This window comes from Allomuricauda sp. F6463D (assembly GCF_023015965.1).
Lineage (GTDB): Bacteria > Bacteroidota > Bacteroidia > Flavobacteriales > Flavobacteriaceae > Flagellimonas.
In genome coordinates, this window is sequence record NZ_JALKAN010000002.1 from 367,850 (window position 1) to 387,327 (window position 19,478).

14 protein-coding genes and 1 tRNA gene are annotated in these 19,478 nt (G+C 40.7%); 9 read left to right on the forward strand and 6 right to left on the reverse strand.

Annotation, left to right across the window (positions count from 1 at the left end):
* Window positions 1-312: 312 nt before the first annotated feature.
* Together MWU56_RS10150 and rseP are read right to left on the reverse strand one after the other, a co-directional pair.
* Window positions 313-386: transfer RNA gene (locus tag MWU56_RS10150), tRNA-Asn, on the reverse strand.
* A 69-nt stretch (window positions 387-455) separates the two neighbouring features.
* Window positions 456-1,811, reverse strand: a complete 1,356-nt coding sequence (gene rseP, locus MWU56_RS10155; RefSeq protein ID WP_247044218.1) for an RIP metalloprotease RseP — start codon at window positions 1,809-1,811, stop codon at window positions 456-458.
* A gap of 150 nt (window positions 1,812-1,961) precedes the next feature.
* Between rseP and MWU56_RS10160 the strand changes: the two genes are divergently transcribed.
* The 3 genes from MWU56_RS10160 to feoB all read left to right on the forward strand — a co-directional run bounded on the left by MWU56_RS10160 (window position 1,962) and on the right by feoB (window position 5,182).
* Window positions 1,962-2,636 (forward strand): SCO family protein, encoded by a 675-nt coding sequence (locus tag MWU56_RS10160; RefSeq protein WP_247044220.1) that lies wholly within the window; start codon window positions 1,962-1,964, stop codon window positions 2,634-2,636.
* A gap of 90 nt (window positions 2,637-2,726) precedes the next feature.
* The gene (locus tag MWU56_RS10165; RefSeq protein ID WP_247044222.1) at window positions 2,727-2,969 is read left to right on the forward strand and encodes a ferrous iron transport protein A; all 243 of its coding nucleotides are present in this window, start codon (window positions 2,727-2,729) and stop codon (window positions 2,967-2,969) included.
* On the forward strand, window positions 2,966-5,182 hold the full coding sequence (feoB, locus tag MWU56_RS10170; protein ID WP_247044225.1) for a ferrous iron transport protein B: 2,217 nt from the start codon (window positions 2,966-2,968) through the stop codon (window positions 5,180-5,182). The genes MWU56_RS10165 and feoB overlap by 4 nt, the downstream gene beginning before the upstream one ends.
* Before the next feature lie 153 nt (window positions 5,183-5,335).
* Here the strand turns inward: feoB and MWU56_RS10175 are convergent, their stop codons facing one another.
* Genes MWU56_RS10175 through MWU56_RS10190 form a run of 4 tightly spaced genes read right to left on the reverse strand, consistent with a single transcriptional unit; the run spans window position 5,336 to window position 8,636 of the window.
* The gene (locus tag MWU56_RS10175) at window positions 5,336-5,728 is read right to left on the reverse strand and encodes a DUF423 domain-containing protein (protein WP_247044226.1); all 393 of its coding nucleotides are present in this window, start codon (window positions 5,726-5,728) and stop codon (window positions 5,336-5,338) included.
* Window positions 5,729-5,737: 9 nt separating this feature from the next.
* Window positions 5,738-6,103 carry a DUF2141 domain-containing protein gene (locus MWU56_RS10180; protein WP_247044228.1) on the reverse strand — a complete coding sequence of 122 codons (366 nt, stop codon included), beginning with the start codon at window positions 6,101-6,103 and terminating at the stop codon, window positions 5,738-5,740.
* Between the two features lie 54 nt (window positions 6,104-6,157).
* Window positions 6,158-6,604, reverse strand: coding sequence for a hypothetical protein (locus MWU56_RS10185; RefSeq protein ID WP_247044229.1), 447 nt, complete (start codon window positions 6,602-6,604; stop codon window positions 6,158-6,160).
* Window position 6,605: 1 nt separating this feature from the next.
* Entirely contained in the window at window positions 6,606-8,636 is a 2,031-nt protein-coding gene (locus MWU56_RS10190; RefSeq protein WP_247044231.1) for a S9 family peptidase, read from the reverse strand.
* A 98-nt stretch (window positions 8,637-8,734) separates the two neighbouring features.
* Here MWU56_RS10190 and MWU56_RS10195 point away from each other — a divergent pair, with 98 nt between their 5' ends.
* The 6 genes from MWU56_RS10195 (at window position 8,735) to MWU56_RS10220 (ending at window position 19,269) form a co-directional block, all read left to right on the forward strand.
* Window positions 8,735-9,490: an SDR family NAD(P)-dependent oxidoreductase gene (locus MWU56_RS10195; protein WP_247044232.1), complete on the forward strand. Its 756-nt coding sequence runs from the start codon at window positions 8,735-8,737 to the stop codon at window positions 9,488-9,490.
* A 6-nt stretch (window positions 9,491-9,496) separates the two neighbouring features.
* Window positions 9,497-9,973 carry a hypothetical protein gene (locus MWU56_RS10200; protein ID WP_247044233.1) on the forward strand — a complete coding sequence of 159 codons (477 nt, stop codon included), beginning with the start codon at window positions 9,497-9,499 and terminating at the stop codon, window positions 9,971-9,973.
* A gap of 137 nt (window positions 9,974-10,110) precedes the next feature.
* On the forward strand, window positions 10,111-13,227 hold the full coding sequence (locus tag MWU56_RS10205) for a VPS10 domain-containing protein (protein ID WP_247044234.1): 3,117 nt from the start codon (window positions 10,111-10,113) through the stop codon (window positions 13,225-13,227).
* Between the two features lie 95 nt (window positions 13,228-13,322).
* Entirely contained in the window at window positions 13,323-13,724 is a 402-nt protein-coding gene (locus MWU56_RS10210) for a hypothetical protein (RefSeq protein ID WP_247044235.1), read from the forward strand.
* 77 nt (window positions 13,725-13,801) lie between these two features.
* Window positions 13,802-18,139, forward strand: coding sequence for a CusA/CzcA family heavy metal efflux RND transporter (locus MWU56_RS10215; RefSeq protein WP_247044236.1), 4,338 nt, complete (start codon window positions 13,802-13,804; stop codon window positions 18,137-18,139).
* A 2-nt stretch (window positions 18,140-18,141) separates the two neighbouring features.
* Window positions 18,142-19,269, forward strand: coding sequence for an efflux RND transporter periplasmic adaptor subunit (locus MWU56_RS10220; RefSeq protein WP_247044237.1), 1,128 nt, complete (start codon window positions 18,142-18,144; stop codon window positions 19,267-19,269).
* The last annotated feature ends 209 nt before the right edge of the window (window positions 19,270-19,478 follow it).

A 19,478-nucleotide genomic window follows, 5' to 3' on the forward strand; every position in this document is an offset into this window, starting at 1 on the left:
AACGCACTGTTAGCCTTCACATTATTTCTAAGATACTAGTAACGTATAGGTTTTTCGTTTATCCTTATTAAGTTGCAGGCTTTATTATCACAATATTCGTTTGTCAATTTTTCTGTCAAAATAGTAAGAAGTTTAAGTGCTTTGACTCTTTCATATAGTTAAGAGTCTATGGTATACTCCGAATTTTGATACTATATGAATAGTGGCAATGATACTAATAATCAGAGCGTTTATATACTTGTAGGAGTATCAACAATTATTAAATAAAAAAACGGTTATACTTTTTAAAGTATAACCGTTTTGGTTTATCTGCTCCCCCTCTTGGACTCGAACCAAGGACCCTCTGATTAACAGTCAGATGCTCTAACCAACTGAGCTAAGGAGGAATATTTCACCTTAAGCGGGTGCAAATATAATAGATTCTTTTTTACGCTACAAACAAAAAAAATGCTTTTCTATTTAAAAAGCCATTTATACAAATCATTACCGTTGGCGAACAGCAATAAAGCAATTAAAATAAAGAAGCCTATCATTTGGGCGTACTCCAAAAATTTATCGCTCGGTTTACGTCCGGTCACCATTTCATATAATAAAAAGGCCACGTGCCCACCGTCCAATGCCGGAATGGGCAAAATATTCATAAAAGCCAAAATGATGGATATAAATGCCGTAGTGGCCCAAAAGGCAGGCCAGTTCCATGTATCGGGAAACATGCCACCGATAGCAGCAAAACCACCTACACCTTTATACGCACCAGTTTCTGGATTAAAGATTTTCTTCATCTGTTTGATATAGCTGGAGAGCGTACTAACTCCTTTATTTATTCCTGCCGGAATGGCTTCCAAAAAGGTATATTTTTCTGTTTCAACCTTTAAAATTCCTTCTTCTTGCAAATCATCCATGGTGTACCCACCAATCTCTAAACCTAATTTACCCTCATCATTTACCTGGGCCACAACATTGGATTGTGTTCCATCCGCACGTTCAAGCAAAATAGTAATATCCTTTCCTTTGTTGATCTCCAACAAATCCATCACTTGATCCCTGTAAACTGCTTCCGAACCATTTATGGTCAAAAATTTATCCTTTGGTTGAAAGCCTGCAGTTTTATTATGTGATGTTTTAGGAACTTTATTCACCCAGAACGGGACTCTGAAATTCAGAAAACGCACCTTATCTTCATCCTCTATCAAAGTGGAGATAAAATCAATCGGAATTTCTTTTTCTATTCGTTGGCCATTTCTTTCAATGGTGATGTTGTTCCCATTGACCAATTCCATAAAAACACTGCTGAACGTTTTTAAGTTTTCACCATCAACCGCGATTATCTTGTCTCCTGTCTGTATTCCAACTTCATCCCCGATTTCTTTTTCGAGTACCCATACCCCATCTTTTAAACTTTCCATGGGAATGTATTGCTCGCCATAGGAATAGGCCATTCCAATGTAAATTACAACTGCTAAAATAAAGTTCACGGTCACTCCACCGAGCATTATGATCAAACGTTGCCAAGCTGGTTTGCTTCGGAATTCCCATGGCTTTGGTTCTTGTTTCATCTGCTCCTTGTCCATGCTCTCATCGATCATCCCGGATATTTTTACATATCCTCCCAAGGGCAACCAACCGATACCGTAAACGGTTTCGCCTATTTTCTTTTTGAACAATGAAAATTTGACGTCAAAAAAGAGATAGAATTTCTCAACCCTTGTTTTAAAGAGCTTTGCAGGAATAAAATGTCCCAGCTCGTGCAGCACAATCAGAAGGGAAAGGCTAAGAAAAAATTGAATGGTTTTTATAACTATTGGAGTCATCCGTTGTCTTTTGTTAAAACGCACAAAAGTAACCTTTTAGGGTTTCATAAAAAAACCTCGAATTTAATCCCTTTACGATTTAAGAAAGATTTAGCAACAAAAAATAGCCTTCTCCTTGAAGAATAGCCATTTGGGCCGTAATTTTGTTCCATGGGATCATTTTTTGCAAAATATAGGATGTTCGGAATTGTAATGCTGGCACTTTCGGCAGTAATCGTTTATCTATTTTACAACGCATTGCATCCCAAGAAAATGCTCCCGGTGTATCAACCATCAATGGTAGACAAATCTTTAGTTGACAGCACCTTGCACTACACCAAAAAATACCATAAAGTAGCCGATTTTTCTTTGGTGAATCAAAATGGGGATACCATTACACAAGAAAATTATAAGAACAAAATTTATGTGGCCGATTTCTTTTTTACAACTTGCCTCACCATCTGCCCAATTATGACAAAGAACATGGGTGAAATTCAAGAGGCCATTAAAGACGATCCAAACATTATGCTTCTCTCCCATTCCGTTACCCCTGCAATTGATACAGTTGCGCAATTAAAAAAATATGCTATCGAAAAAGGTGTGATTGATAGTAAATGGAACTTGGTGACCGGAGATAAAAAACAAATCTATGAATTGGCCCGAAAATCGTACCTCGCCGTAAAGAATGATGGAGATGGTGGTCCCTTTGATATGATACATACTGAAAATTTTATCCTAGTGGACAAGGAAAAAAGAATCCGAGGCTTCTACGATGGCACAAATCGAGAAGATATTGACAAACTTATTGAAGATATTAAGACCCTTGAGGCCAGCTACCTAGAGTAGTGGATGATGCCTTTATACCCAAACACGAGGTATAGTTTCTCTTTTTTTATTTATTTTTGGCCTTAATTAAATTTATTCTAAATAAACACAGTGGCTACCGTTGCAGATTTAAGATTAGGGCAAAAGGGTATTATCAAGGACTTTACCGAACATAAACTCCCTGTAAAATTAATGGAATTAGGGTGTCTCCCCGGCAACAGTGTTGAACTGTTGCAAGTAGCTCCATTAAACGACCCCATTTACATTAACCTAAGTGGAAGTCATTTGGCAATTAGAAGGTCTTTGGCGAAATGCATTGAGCTGGATATTATTGAAGAAAACCAGGTTCCATGAGCAAAAACATCAATGTAGCCCTAATCGGCAATCCAAATACGGGCAAAACCTCAGTTTTTAATCAACTTACCGGACTCAAACAAAAAGTAGGGAACTATCCTGGCATTACTGTAGAAAAAAAAGAGGGCATCTGTAAACTTCCCAGAGGAGTTAAAGCGCACATATTGGATCTTCCCGGTACGTATAGCCTGAATACCACATCTTTGGATGAAAGTCTCGTAGTAGAACTTTTACTGAACAAAAACGACAAAGATTATCCTGATGTCGCTGTAGTTATAAGCGACGTAGAAAACCTAAAAAGGAATCTTCTCCTTTTTACGCAAATAAAGGATCTTAAGATTCCAACCATTTTGGTGATAAACATGGCAGACCGAATGTCGCGTAAAGGGATTTCCCTAGACATAGAGGCTCTGGAAAAAAAGCTGGACACCAAAATTGCTTTGGTAAGTACACGAAAAAACACAGGAATTGGCCATGTCAAAGAACTTATAGCGGACTATAAAACCATCTCATCAAAACCCATTCTGGATCCCAACAGAATTTCACCAAAATATTTTGACCGTTTAAAGGAAACTTTTCCCAAGGAGGATCTTTATAAACTGTGGTTGGTGATTACGCAGGACGTAAACTTTATGCCCATTGAGAAAAAACGCATACAAGATGCTACAGATTTCTCCACCAAATCCAATGATGAGTTAAAAAAACTACAGCATAAGGAAACTGTACTTCGATATCAGTTGATCAACAATATTTTAAAGGAAACTTATAAGGTAGATTTTATGGCCGCCAAAGGGCTACGCGCGTCCTTCGATAAAATTCTAACGCATAAGATTTTTGGCTACCTCATTTTCTTTGCCCTTTTACTACTGATTTTTCAAGCAATATTCGAATGGAGCTCATACCCAATGGATTTCATTGACGAACAATTTGCAATGGCGGCAGAATGGATCAAAAACACTTTGCCTCCAGGACTTTTTACTGATTTGCTTGCCGAGGGAATTATAGTTGGAATTGGAGGTATCGTTATTTTTATTCCACAAATAGCATTTTTGTTCCTTTTTATCTCTCTTCTGGAAGAATCTGGATATATGAGCCGTGTAGTTTTTCTTATGGATCGGCTAATGCGTCCATTCGGATTGAGCGGAAAAAGTGTGGTGCCTTTAATATCTGGAAATGCATGTGCCATACCAGCAATAATGGCAACGCGTACCATAGAAAATTGGAAAGAACGTCTTATCACTATTTTGGTAACGCCTTTTACCACTTGTTCCGCCAGATTGCCCGTCTACTTAATATTGATTGCCCTAGTTATCCCAGAAGGTGGTTTTCTTGGTCTAAGTTATCAAGCACTGACCTTGATGCTATTGTACCTAATAGGCTTTGGAATGGCGCTATTATCGGCCATGGTTTTGAACAAGATCCTAAAAATAAAAAGCAGGTCTGTTTTTATGGTGGAGATGCCTACCTATCGCTTACCGCTGTTAAAAAACGTATTTTACACAGTAATCGAAAAAACCAAGAGTTTTGTATTGGGAGCAGGTAAAATAATCTTGGCAATATCCATAATTCTATGGTTTTTAGGCTCAAATGGATATTCGGACAATTTTAAAAATGCCGAGACCATCGTAACTGAAAGAATCGCAGAAGAAGGGCTGAGCACCTACAGTAAAAATTATATACAGAACCATATAACATCGTATCGTGAATCTGTAGAAACAGTAGACATGGCACCTAATGTACTTAGGGATTCGGTTCAGGTTTTGACCTCCGAACTCTCGGAAAGAGCCGTGGCACAAGAAATAGCCAGTTATAAATTGGAGCATTCCTACATTGGTCAAGCAGGAAAGGCTTTTGAGCCTATTGTAAAACCTTTAGGTTACGATTGGAAGATAGGGATTGCGGTTTTAACTTCTTTTGCCGCCCGTGAAGTATTTGTAGGCACACTGGCAACTATTTATAGTGTTGGTAGTGATGAAGAAGAAACCATTCAAAACCGAATGGCAGCCGAACTGGATGATTCCGGAAAACCATTGTTCAACTTGGCATCCGGTATATCTTTAATGTTGTTTTATGCTTTTGCCATGCAATGTATGAGTACCCTAGCTATTGTAAAAAGAGAAACCAACTCTTGGAAATGGCCCATGCTTCAATTGGGCTTTATGAGTGTATTTGCCTATATAATTGCTTTATTGGCCTATCAAATCTTAATTTAATTCAAAGATGATTCAACAAATATTAGCATACACAACCCTAATTTTAGCAGTAGGCTATTTGGTATGGAAATTTTTGATTCCCAAATCCCTCTTCAATAAAAGGAACGACCACTCCAGTTCCTGTGGGCAGGATGGCTGCGGTTGCAGTTAAAATCAAATTAAATTGGAAATAAAAGAGTAAAGCAATAGGGCCCAACCCACAACCAAAAGCAGTCCCCCAATTGGAGTTATAGGACCCAAAAAGCGTGGTTTATCTCCTTTAGCGGCACCTAAGCATAGTGCGTATATGCTGAATGAAAACAGTAGGGTTCCAAAAATAAAACAATTTATTATCCAAGAATCCAAAGGTTTATCAAAATTGAGATTAAACCCAAGAACCAATAGTACAATAGCATGGTACATTTGATATTTGACCCCTGTCTCAAAACTTTGAAGCAGTTCTGGAGTCAATTTCTTTTTGAGGGCATGAGCGCCGAAAGCACCAAAAATCACTGCCAAAACTCCGTATAGCGCACCCATTAATTGGGCCATAAAAAGTGTTCCCATTTTTATCTTTTAAAGACTTATGTCTATTTCGTAATCCGAGGTGACCCGGAATTTACATTCTTTATATTTGGGCGGCCCAAAAGTTTTCATTTTTCCCTTGGAAAAAGCAACTTTTTCCTTGGGGATGCCCAACCAATTGGTATCCAGTTTACCATTTCCATTCTCATCATGGAACACGGCCAAAGCATATTCACCGGAAGGCAAATCCTCAATTTGTAACTCTACGAGCCCTTTATTTGCGTCTTCCGTCCCTGTTGTATAAACGTCTTCGAAAGATAAAAATGTCTCATCAGAATTATACACTGCAACATTCACATGCCCATAGTCCGATTGCACATTGTGCACATGAACCAATATGGTATTTTGTGAAAACATAGTTAGAGGGGCAACTAATAGAATTAAAAGAAATACTCTCATTATAATGCTGTGCTATTTATGGATTTCACTCTGCTTTTCATTGTTTTCCATCATATTGCCCTGCAAAATAGTATATAATTTTTGTGTTTCCACACTATCCTTAAGATTCAAATACATTATTAGGGAATCATGGTGCACCACTTTTATTTTATGTTGATATAGATCATCCACAAAAACATACACTTTTGATCGCGATATGGAATCCAAGAACACGCCTTTTTCTTTTTCCATCCAAGAAAATCCACTGGAACGTTCCATCTCGGGCAATTTATCCACCAAACGTACACTGTCCAGTTCGGTCAAAGGTATTTTTTGATAGTAGATTCCTGAAAATATCCTAAAGTTCCCCTCCTCAATCTTATGCCAATTTTTATAGTGCTCCACAAAGGCAAGAATACAGAGTATTACGGTCACCATTATCAGTACGTTCCAGAACCAATGTCTTTTTTTTTCACTCATGTCACTTATCTGTTCTGTACTCTTCAAACCAAGCTAACACATGGGCCACCTTCGTCATTAAGTTACTCGGTTTATTGGCAATGCCATGACTTGCTCCCGGTATTTCCACTAGAACAGTCTCAATCTTTCTGAGTTTTAACGCATGGTACAATTGTTTTGCTTCACTGGGCGGGGTACGCAAATCATCCATACCTACCATTACCATGGTTGGAGTCTCTATATTACCAACTAGGGAAAGGGGAGAAAATTTCCAAAATCCTTCAAAATTTTCCCAGGGTTGTCCTGGAAATCTATAATTCGCATAATTGAAATAATTATCTGCTGTAAGGGTTTTACTGATCCAGTTTATGACGGGCTTAACTACTACGGCGGCTTCAAAACGATTATTTTTACCAATCATCCACGCAGACATAATACCTCCTGCACTGCCCCCGGTAACAAAAAGTTGGTCTTCGTGTGCAATTCCTTTCTGGATGCAATGATCTACCCCGTCCATTACGTCATTATAATCCTCACCTGGGTAATTGTTATAGAGCAAATTTCCAAATTCCTCTCCATAACTCGTACTGCCTCTTGGATTTGGGTAAAAAACGATATAACCCGCCGCTGCGAACAGTTGCATTTCTATGGAAAAACGGTCCCCGTAATTGGCAATAGGTCCACCGTGGTTTTCTACCATAAAAGGATATTTTTTGTTGGCATCATAATTTGGGGGATAAACCACCCATCCTTGAATGTCCCTGCCATCCACAGAGGATTTATACCAAACTTCTTCCACTTCTCCCAAGGTGCGATAATTGAGTAAGGCATCGTTCAGACCGGTAACCTTAACCGCCGATTTCGATTTTGCTTCAAGAATCGCAAGCTCTGAAGGGTATTTTGGTGTTGATTGCGTAAAAGCTAAATCACCTTTTTCTGAAACGCTGAAAGATCCGCCAGAGTACGGCCTTCCCAAAGATGTTCCTCCAACATTATCCACCATTTTTGAAACTTCCCCAGAAAGAGTTATCAAACCTACTTTACCATTGCCCTTGTCATCATAAGAAAAATATAGTCCGTTTCCTTTTGTGTTCCAGTGAATATTGGAAACCGCGCGGTCAAAACCTTCCGATACAACGCGTTTATCGCTGCCATCGATATTCATAATGTGCAATTTCCTTACTTGATAGGTCTGCACTTTATCTTCATAGCCCAAATAGGCAATATACTTTCCGTCAGGGGACACCTGAGGGTCACTATCCGGGCCATTGCGATCCGTTAATGCAACAATTTTACCATTTTCGACATCAACCGCATAAATTTCACTGTTTCGGAATTGATATTCCCAGTCATCCGAACGATTGGCAGAAAAATAAATCGTAGATCCATCTTTTGCCCAAGAAAGTGTTCCCCTATGGTGCCAGTCTCCAGATGTAATTTGTCGTACTGCACCTCCATTCGCGGGAATTACAAAAATATGGTTGAAACCCGGCTCTATATATCCCCTTCCATTCGCCTCGTGATACAAGCGATCTGTAACCCTAGGTGTATCTTGCCATTTAGCTCCTTTGGGTTTTTTAGGGATTTTGGCAACAACAGGTGGAGCTTTTGGCACATGCATGGAAAAAGCTAGATGTTCCCCATTCGGCGACCATGTCAACGAACTTGGACTGTACGGCAATTGGGTCAACTTGGCCACTTTACCAGTTTTTGCCCAATACATAAATATTTCCGATCCTTCTTCGGTACTGCTGGCAAAAGCAATTCGATCACCGTTTGGGGACCATTTTGCACTGCTTTCGTCCACCTCTCTGGTGGTAAGTTTTTGGTTTTGACTTCCATCGGACTTGATCAACCAAAGATTACCAGCAGAACGATCTTTCATAATATCAAGACCCATCCTACGGTATACCACCCATTCGCTATCTGGAGAAATTTGTGGGTCTGAAACATATTGAAGATCAAAAATATCGAGATACGAGAAGTTAGGCTTTTGCCCGGTTGCCACAATTGAAATGAACGCTACAACGAAGAAAAGATAATATTTACGCATGATTAAGGTGAATTTTATAAAATTTAAAGGTACTGCAATTCATTTAAAGCTTCAAGAACCTACTATCCTAGTATATTTGAAACATAAATCACTTTTATATGGATTTCACAAATAAAAATGTACTGATCACAGGTGCCTCTCGGGGCATTGGAAAAGCAACCGCAATGGCATTTGCTAAAAAAGGGGCCAAAGTGGGCATCAATTATAGGAGCAATGATGAAGATGCCCAGAAAGCCCTGACAGAATTATCTGGTGACGGACATCAGCTTTTCAAAAGAGATATTTCTCAAAAATCAGAGACCGAAGCACTGATAGAGGACTTTATAAAAGAATATGGTCAGTTGGATGTTCTGGTGAACAATGCCGGGATTTCCATTTTCCATGAAATTGACCAAGTAGATTTTGACCACTGGACCCAGGCTTGGGAAAAAACCTTTGAAACCAACCTTTTCGCTGTGGCCAATCTGTGTTACTGGGGAGCAAAGGCCATGATGAAAACCGGAGGCGGGCATATAGTAAGCGTTTCATCACGTGGTGCCTTTCGGGGAGAACCTACCAAACCAGCCTATGGTGCCAGCAAAGCTGCATTAAATTCCATGAGTCAATCCCTCGCCAAAAAATTGGCGCCGCACAATATTTATGTGGGCGTTGTTGCCCCTGGATTCACCGAAACCGAAATGGCCAAAGAAACCTTGACCCCAGCAGAACGCGAAAACTTGCTACGGGAATCACCTTTTAAACGAATGGCCCAACCAGAGGAAGTGGCTCATGCTATTTTATTCTTGGCCTCATCCGAGGCTGCTTATTCATCCGGGACCATAATTGATGTGAACGGGGCATCTTATTTAAGATAATTATATATGAAAGCCTCAACCGTTGCACAACTAAAAAAGGAACTCCAGTTTAAGTCTCAAGAAGAATTGATGCAACTTTGCCTACGACTGGCACGATTCAAAAAAGAGAACAAGGAATTGCTCACCTATCTTCTTTTTGAATCAGAAAGTGAAGAAGGATATATTGAGACTGTAAAAGAGGAAGTGGACGAGATGTTCGCCGACATCAATATCAACAGTTATTTCTATATTAAAAAAAGTGTCCGCAAAATACTTCGGACCATCAAAAAATATATCCGCTATTCGGGAAACAAGGCCACCGAGGTAGAGTTATTACTGTATTTCTGCGAAAAACTAAAATCTTTTCAACCATCCATCAACAGAAATACTACCCTAAAAAACCTCTACAACCGCCAGCTGGAATACATCAACAAAAAAATTCCCTTACTTCATGAAGATTTACAATACGATTACGGGGTTATTTTGCGGGAATTATATTTTTAAACAGTATCCAATTAAGCATAATAATCCCTTAAGCACATCTTCTAACAATCAAAATTTTCATCACATCCACTTAATTTTCCCAGTATATTGAGTAAATTGTAACCTCAATATAAGAACTTACAACCAACCTCTTTATCATGAGAACACCAACAACCTCAATGAAGACATGGACACTGCTTACCATGCTTTTTTCAACACTGTTCATTTACGCACAAAATGCCACTCCAATTGCCGTTGACACCAGTTTTTACAGCGGCTTTGAATGGCGGAACATTGGTCCTGACCGTGGTGGTAGGACATTGGGATGCGCAGGAAGCCCTTCCAGGCCAAATGAATATTATTTCGGTGCTACCGGAGGCGGTTTATGGAAAACCATCGACGGGGGAAATACATGGAAACCCGTTACCGATGGTCAAATTACCAGCTCTTCTGTTGGTGCAGTAGCCGTAGCCGAAACCAACCCGGATGTTGTCTATATTGGAATGGGGGAAACGCAACTACGTGGTAGTATTACCCAAGGAGACGGTGTATACAAAACTACTGATGGCGGAAAAACATGGACACATCTAGGTTTGGAAGAAACCCAGGCCATTTCAAGGGTTCGAATAGACCCTACCAATGAAAACATAGTTTATGTTGCTGCATTGGGGCACCCCTACGGAGAAAATGAGGAACGTGGGGTTTTTAAAAGTATTGATGGTGGTAAAACATGGAAAAAAACACTTTACATAAGTGACAAAGCAGGTGCTGCCGATTTGATCATTGACAGAAACAATCCAAATGTGCTATACGCCAGTACTTGGCAGGTATATCGTAAAGCTTGGAAAATGTGGGGAGGTGGCCCAGACAGCAAGCTATGGAAATCGACAGATGGAGGTGAAACGTGGACAGATCTTACGGAAAACCCCGGAATGCCGGAAGGACCCATTGGCAAAATCGGTGTGACAGTATCCCCAGTGGATTCGAACAGGGTATGGGCCATTGTGGAAGCCAACGAAGGGGGTGTTTTTCGTTCAGATGATGCTGGCAAGACTTGGCAATTAACGAATAACGAACGTAAACTGAGACAACGTGCATTTTACTATTCCCGATTGGTGGCGGACCCAAAGGACAGAGATGTTGTGTATGGCCTTAACGTTAGGTTTTACAAATCCACGGATGGGGGGGAAACCTTTGATCAAGAAATAACCACTCCACATGTTGACAATCACGACCTGTGGATAGACCCCAATAATCCAGATAGAATGATAAATTCGAACGACGGCGGTGGTGTAGTGAGTATCAATGGAGGAGAAACTTGGACGGCGCAGGACTATCCAACATCACAATTCTATCATGTTATGGCCACCAGCGATGTTCCCTATCACGTAGTTGGGGCACAGCAGGACAATTCCACTTTGGCGATGCCCAGCGATGGCTGGGATTTTATGCAGGCCAGAGGACCGAGCCCCGATTGGTATTATGCCGTCGGCGGTGGTGAAAGTGGCTGGATAACCCAAAGTCCGACCAATCCCGATATTTTTTATGCAGGGAGCCAAGGTGCCCTTTTGACACGCTATGACCGTAGCAATGGACAAACCAGGGATATCCAGGTATATCCAAGGTTCTTTTCTGGAGAGCCGGCCAGTGCATTGCCTGAACGTTGGCAATGGACATTTCCAATAATGTTTGCTCCAAAGGACCCCAATGTAATGTACACATGTTCACAGCATGTTTGGAAGACCACCAACGATGGGCAAACATGGGAAAAGATTAGTCCAGATCTTACCTATGCAGATCCCGAGACCTTGGGCAAAACAGGCGGGATCATCACTATGGATATGAACGGACCGGAAATCTATGCCACAGTTTTTGCTCTGGCACCATCCAACCACGATGTCAACACCATTTGGGCGGGTTCCGATGACGGAAAAATCCATATCACAAGAGATGGTGGTGCTAACTGGACAGATATCACTCCAGAAGAGCTTCCCAAATATTCAAGGGTAAGTATCATCGATGAATCCGTGCACAATCCCGGAACGCTTTACGTAGCGGCAAACCGCTATCAAGTGGATGATCGTGAACCATACGTGTTCAAAACGCATGATTATGGAAAAACATGGACTAAAATAATCACAGGTATTGAAAAAGGACATTTTGCGCGAGCCATTCGCGAAGACCATCAAAGAGAAGGACTTTTGTTCTTGGCTACAGAGCATGGTGTATATTTTTCAATCAATGATGGTGAAGAGTGGCAATCATTACAATTGAACTTGCCCGATACACCTATAAGAGATTTGGTGATAAAAGATAATGATGTGGTCTTGGGTTCTCATGGAAGAGGGTTTTGGATATTGGATGACATTCAACCACTACGGGAATATTCAGATGAATTAAAAACCAAAGAGCAGGTTCTTTTCAAACCAACAGATGCCATTCGCGGTATTACCATGGCCAATTTCCAATATTATTTGGCGGAACAGGTGGATACCATAACCTTTGAGATTTTTGATGCCAACAATACTTTGGTAGATGTATTTGGTGGCAATCAACCTGAATATGAGAAGGAGGACAATGCCTCATGGTGGAGTCGCGGAAACAGTACCAAACCCACAACTGCAAAAGGCATCAATACTTTTACTTGGAATTTGAGATATCCTGGACCAACCACTTTTGACGGCATCATTATTTGGGGCGGATCTGCCAAAAATGGACCCAAAGCTCCTTTAGGTGATTATTCCATTAAAATGAAGGTAGGCGGAGAAGTAGTGCAGAGCTATCCATTTAAAATTGAAATAAATCCAAATCTTAAAGGCATAACTTCCCAAGATCTTGACAAACAGTTTGAATTAGCTTCCAAAATCACTGATAAGGCCACAATTGCGAATGAAGCCGTAATCAAAATAAGAAGTATCCGTAAACAAATTGATAGTCTGGGCAAAAGTGTTTCCAGTAAAAAGTTTAAAAAACTATCTGAAGATTTTATGGAAACCCTCACAGAAATTGAGGAAGACCTTTACCAGACAAAGAACCAATCTGGACAAGACCCCTTAAATTTCCCCATAAAATTGAACAACAGATTTAATTCTCTACAAAGAAGTATCGAAAACGGGGATGCCAGACCAACAGATGCCTCCTATGTGGTGTACGACGAGTTGACACAGGAATTGGACAGCCACATGTCCAAACTGAACAGTACTTTGGAAAAAGAACTACCCAAAATAAATGCCATTTTGAAAGACAATAACATATCCACCATAGAGACCCAATAGGGTCTCTATGGTTTGTTGTAAGAATGAGACTCATTCTAAATTAGTGGCAAACATCTATCTTACAGCGTATTCTTCGTAACTTTATGGCTGTTAGGATGAATAAAATTGCTATCATAGGGCTTTCCTTGCTTATTTTGCTCCAAGGAACCAATATCCATTTGAAGGATTTGGTCGAATTGGGTCAATTAATCGAGCATTACCAATTCCATAATGAGGAATATGGTGACAATTTTATGGTTTTTGTCTCCAAACACTACGGGGAACTTAAAGCCTCCCACAACGAAAAACACCAAGAAGAACAAAAAGATCACGAAAAACTTCCTTTCCAACATCAACAAGCACCATGTGCCCAACAGTTGGTATTTGTTTTGGGAACAGATAGTTTCATGTACTCAAGCGCTATTATTCCCAGACCATCAAAAGGGAACTTCCACTACCAAATGTCTTACTCCCTAGTTTGGGGAGACAATCCCTTCCAGCCTCCAAGAAACGCATAATTCATAGTCTTTCAGCTTTGCTGAACACTTTACGTAAGCCTTATTCCATTTTAATAATGCTATTATTTCTATGATTTATGTTTTCAAAAATTATCAACTTTAGTATACGGAACAAGTTTATTGTTCTTCTTTTCACAGCTTTTATTGCCTTAGTGGGGCTATACTCGCTATCGCAGATACCCATTGGCGCTGTTCCCGATGTAACCAACAATCAGGTTCAGGTGATTACCACCTCGACGAGTTTGTCAACCCAGGATATGGAACAATTTGTCACCTATCCTGTAGAGCTGGAAATGGCAAATTTACCAGGGGTACAAGAAATCCGGTCGGTTTCCAAGTTCGGACTATCGGTGGTCACTATCGTTTTCGAAGACGATATGGGCACCTATTTGCCCAGGCAGCTTATTGCCGAAAAAATAAAATCGGCCTCCAGCCGTATTCCCGAAGGTTTTGGAAGCCCGGAAATGGGACCCATAACCACTGGTCTGGGAGAAATCTACCAATATATTTTGGATGTGGAACCAAAATACAAAGACCAGTATACCTCATCAGACCTCAGAACCATTCAAGATTGGATCGTAAAACGTCAGCTTTCCGGTATTCCAGGTGTTGTGGAGGTAAATACTTGGGGTGGCCACTTAAAACAGTACGAAGTTGCCATACGAACCCAAAAACTGAATGCTTTCAACGTTACTGCAATAGAAGTGTTCACTGCTTTGGAAAAGAACAACAGTGTTACAGGTGGTGGTTACATCGAAAAAGCAAACCAAGCTTACTTTATTCGCGGTGAAGGTCTGGTAAATAGTCTATCTGATATCGAAAATATCGTTGTGAAAACCCGAAATGGCATTCCTATTTATATTAAGGACATTGCCAAGGTTGGTTTTGGCAGTGCTCCTAGATTTGGTGCCATAACCGGCAATGGAGAAGGTGAAAAAGTCCTTGGCCAGATCATGATGCTCAAGGATGCTGATTCCAAACGGGTAATCGAGGCTGTAAAGGAAAGAGTTGCCGCTATTTCAGAATCCTTGCCAGAAGGGGTGTACATCAACCCTTTCTTGGACCGAAGCGAACTTATTGGCAGAACTACCTTCACCGTAACAGAAAACCTGGTCTTGGGTTGCTTGATCGTGATTTTTGTAGTCGTCCTGCTTTTGGGCAACTGGCGATCAGGTCTTGTTGTGGCATCCGTTATCCCACTCTGTTTGTTGTTCGCCCTTACCCTGATGAACATTTTTGGGGTAGATGCCAACCTATTGAGCCTTGGGGCCATCGATTTTGGCATCATCATCGACGGTGCGGTAATTATTGTGGAATACATTGCTTTTCAAATAACCCAGAAACAATCGGATGTTGCCGGTCTAAGCAAAGGAGAAATTCAAGATGTCAAAGATAAAATAACAGTGGAAGGAGCTTCCAAAATGATGAACTCGGCTGTTTTTGGGCAGCTCATTATTTTAATTGTTTTTATTCCCATTCTCTCATTGAGCGGTGTTGAAGGCAAAATGTTCAAACCTATGGCATTGACATTCAGTTTTGCCCTTATTGGTGCAATATTACTATGCTTTACATATGTACCGGTTGCCTCAGCATTATTTTTAAAACCATCCAAAACTACATCTAAAAACATATCTGTCCGTTTGATCAACTGGATACACAAACAATACGAACCCATTATTAGTTGGGCCATGAAGAGCAAAAAGTTAGTGCTTTCCACAGCAGCTGCACTTTTGGTGGGAGCCATCTTATTGTTCTCTACCATGGGAGGCGAATTTGTACCAACCTTGGATGAAGGAGATTTTGTAATCCAACCCGTGTTGAAAACAGGCACATCCCTGGCCAAAACTGTGGAAACCACTACCCATATTGAACAGATATTAATAGATCAATTTCCCGAAGTAAAACAAATTGTCAGCCGTATTGGTGCGGCAGAGGTACCCACAGACCCTATGTCCATGGAAGAAAGTGATGTAATCATTACCCTAAAACCTAAAGATGAATGGGTTTCGGCCAAATCCAAGGATGAATTGGCCGATAAGTTCAAAGAGGCCCTTGCGGTTATTCCCGGCATGGAGGTTGAGTTTACCCAGCCCATTGAGATGCGTTTCAACGAGTTGATTACCGGGGTACGAGCCGATATTGCCATTAAGATTTTTGGAGAAAACCTAGCAACCTTGAACAAAAAGGCCAACGAGATCAAAGACCTTATCCAAGATGTGGAAGGTGCGTCTGATATCATTGTGGAAAAAGTAGAAGGGCTGCCACAGATGAACGTTTCTTTCGATCGGGCCAAAATTGCCCGTCATGGTCTCAACATAGCTGATCTCAACGAAATGATTGCCATGGGTTTTGCAGGAAAAGTAGTTGGCAGCGTATTTGAGGGGGAACGCCAATTTGATATGGCCGTTCGATTGGATGCTGACAACCGGCAGGATATTTCAAATTTGAAAAACCTCTACGTTGATATCCCAAACGGTGGTAAAATACCTTTGAACGAACTAGCACAAATCACCTATCAAAAAGGTGCAGCCAAAATCTCTAGGGATGACACCCGTAGACGGATTGTGGTAGGAATCAATGTAAGGAACCGAGACCTTCAATCCGTTGTGGATGATGTACAACTATTGATCAATGAACATATAAAACTACCCCCTGGATACCTTATTACCTATGGAGGCCAGTTTGAGAACCTCCAAAATGCAAAAGCCAGATTGACGGTTGCCGTACCCATCGCATTGTTACTCATTTTTATCATGCTCTACTTTGCTTTTGGCTCTGTAAAGGAGGCATTGCTCATTTTTTCCGCAATTCCGCTTTCTGCTGTAGGAGGTGTGCTTTTGCTTTGGTTAAGAGGCATGCCTTTTAGTATTTCAGCGGGCGTGGGCTTTATTGCACTTTTCGGTATTGCGGTTCTGAACGGAATCGTATTGATAGAACACTTCAAAGAACTGAAAAGCAAAGAATTTGATTCTATAGAAGACCTCATCAAACAGGGAACCAATGATAGGCTCCGTGCCGTATTGTTGACGGCCTCTGCAGCGGCTCTGGGTTTTTTGCCCATGGCCATATCCACTAACGCCGGTGCGGAGGTTCAACGTCCTCTGGCCACCGTAGTAATTGGGGGATTGGTAACAGCTACGCTACTCACCTTAGTGGTTTTACCTGTTTTATATGCCTATGCAAACAATATTTCATCCAGAAGGATAAAAAAGAAAATCAAAATGGACAAAAAGACACTAACACTTCTTTTACTTGCATTTTCGTTTTCGGGGTTCGCCCAAACCAAATTGAATTTAGAAGACCTGAAGGCAAAAGCCCTTGAAAGCAACAAGGGGATACAGGCAAGCTTGTTGATGGTAGACCAAGCGGAAGCACTTAAGGGAACCGCTTTTGAGTTCGACAAAACGGATGTTTACTACCAATTCGATGAAAACAATCTGGCCTTGAACGGAGAACCGCTAAAAGTTTTTGGTGCACAACAACAGATTGAGTTCCCAACCGTGTACGGAGCAAAAAGCAAACTTCAGAATTCGAATTTTGAGCTTCAGAAATCATCGTTTGAAATCAAAAAGAAACAATTGTTTCAGTCGTTGAGCCTTGCGTATTATCAATACCAGTCGTTGAGCCAAAAAGCAAATTTATATGCCACCTTGGATAGTATTTACAGCACTTTTGCCCATGCGGCCAACAGACGCTTCGAGCTTGGAGCGACCAATTACTTGGAAAAGGTAACGGCACAGGCCAAACAAAGGCAGATCACAAATGCTTACTTGAAGATAGAACAGCAATTGTTGACCACCTACGGCCAAATAATAAGTTTGGTGCAAAGTGAGGATAGCTTGCATATTGTTCTGGAAGAGCCAAAAAAACTATCGGTAACCAATACCAAAGGTTTGCTGGAAACGGAATCGGCTTTTTTGGATAATCGACAATCCGTGAGCAATGCGCAAAAAAGTTTGGAAGAAAACAGATTGCTACCAGACCTAAACATTGAATATTTCCAAGGCACCAACAAAGGACTTGGAACATCACTGTATGGCATCCAATTGGGTGTTCGGGTTCCTATTTTCTTCTTTGGACACAGTAGTAAACTGAAGTCATCAAAAATCCAATCCAAGATCACGGCTATGGAAAACAATGAAATCTCCGTTTCTTTGAATCAACGCTACACGACCTTATTGGGACAATTGGAGCAACAAGCCAAGGAACTGTCCTATTATGAAAATGAGGGCAGTCAACTTTCTGATCAAATCCTGAAAGCTGCTTCCGGCAATTTTATGAATGGGGAAATTGATTTTTTCCAATACATTCAAAGCCTTGAGAATGCTTACGACATCCAACTCAATTATCTGGATGTTCTCAACCAATACAATCAAACCGTAATCGCCATTAATTACTTGACTCTAACATTATAACAATGAAAAATATATTCTATTTCGCCACAGCACTTCTTTTAGCAACCGGTTGTGGCAATAAAAACAGTACGGATTCCACTTCTGAAGAACAAGTGGAAACATCAGGAATCGTGGTAACACAAGATCAATTTGATGCCAACGGCCTTAGGTTGGGAACTATGGAAAAAAGAACATTTCCCAAAATAGTAGAGGCATCTGGAATGATTGACGTTCCTCCAGAGAATAGGGCGAGTGTTAACGCTTTTATGGGAGGTTTTGTAAAAAGCACCTCATTATTGGTTGGTGATCGAGTGAAAAAAGGGCAACTTTTAGTGATCTTGGAAAATCAGGAGTTTGTCCAGATGCAGCAAGATTATTTGGAAGTTTTCAACCAATTGGATTTTTTAAAAGCAGAATTTGAAAGGAATCAGACACTATTTGAGGAAAAAATAGCCTCCCAAAAAAATTACCTTCAAGCCAAGAGCAATTACGAAATGGCGATAGCCCACTATCGAGGTTTGAAAGAACAGTTACAAATGCTGAACATTTCACCCAATAAAGTGGAGCAGGGCAACATTACTCCGCAAGCTGCCATATATGCTCCAATTTCGGGCAGTATCACCAAAATGAACGTGGCCATAGGCAGTTATGTTTCCCCTGCCACTGAAATTTTGGAAATTATAGATAACGACCATATCCATCTGGAACTTACCGTTTTTGAAAAGGACATTCTTAAAGTGAAAAAAGACCAAAAAATAGAATTTAGAACCCCTGAAGCCTCCGAAGAAACTTTTGAGGCCGAGGTGCATTTAGTGGGCGCATCGATTGATGATGCCAACAAATCCATCAAAGTACACGGTCATCTGGCTCAGGAAGATGAAACAGGTTTTCTTCCTGGCATGTTCGTTGACGCCTTAATCATGACGGATACCATACAGGATTGGGCTTTGCCTGAAGAAGCGGTTATCGAATCCGAAGGTGGTTACTATGTGTTAAAATTAAACAGTAAAGAAAATGGCAACTATACATTTGAACAGGTTTCCGTTAAACAAGGGGAATCCTATGATGGGCATACCCGAATTATTGCTGAGGGCTTGAATGAAACCGATGAGTTTTTAACTAAAGGAGCCTTTAATTTGATTGGTGGATGACCTAAATGCGCTTTGCAAAAAACAACCATAAAGTCGAGTTTAACACAAATCCAGAGCCTTTTCTCACCACTATTATATGGGTCACAAGAACCCTAAAGGTCAATAGGAGTCGGTAACGGCAGGATGGCAATGATATAGATAACCAAATCATGACAATTTGGATATATAAACGTTGAAACGGAGAAACAGTTTCATTAGGTGATTCTGCT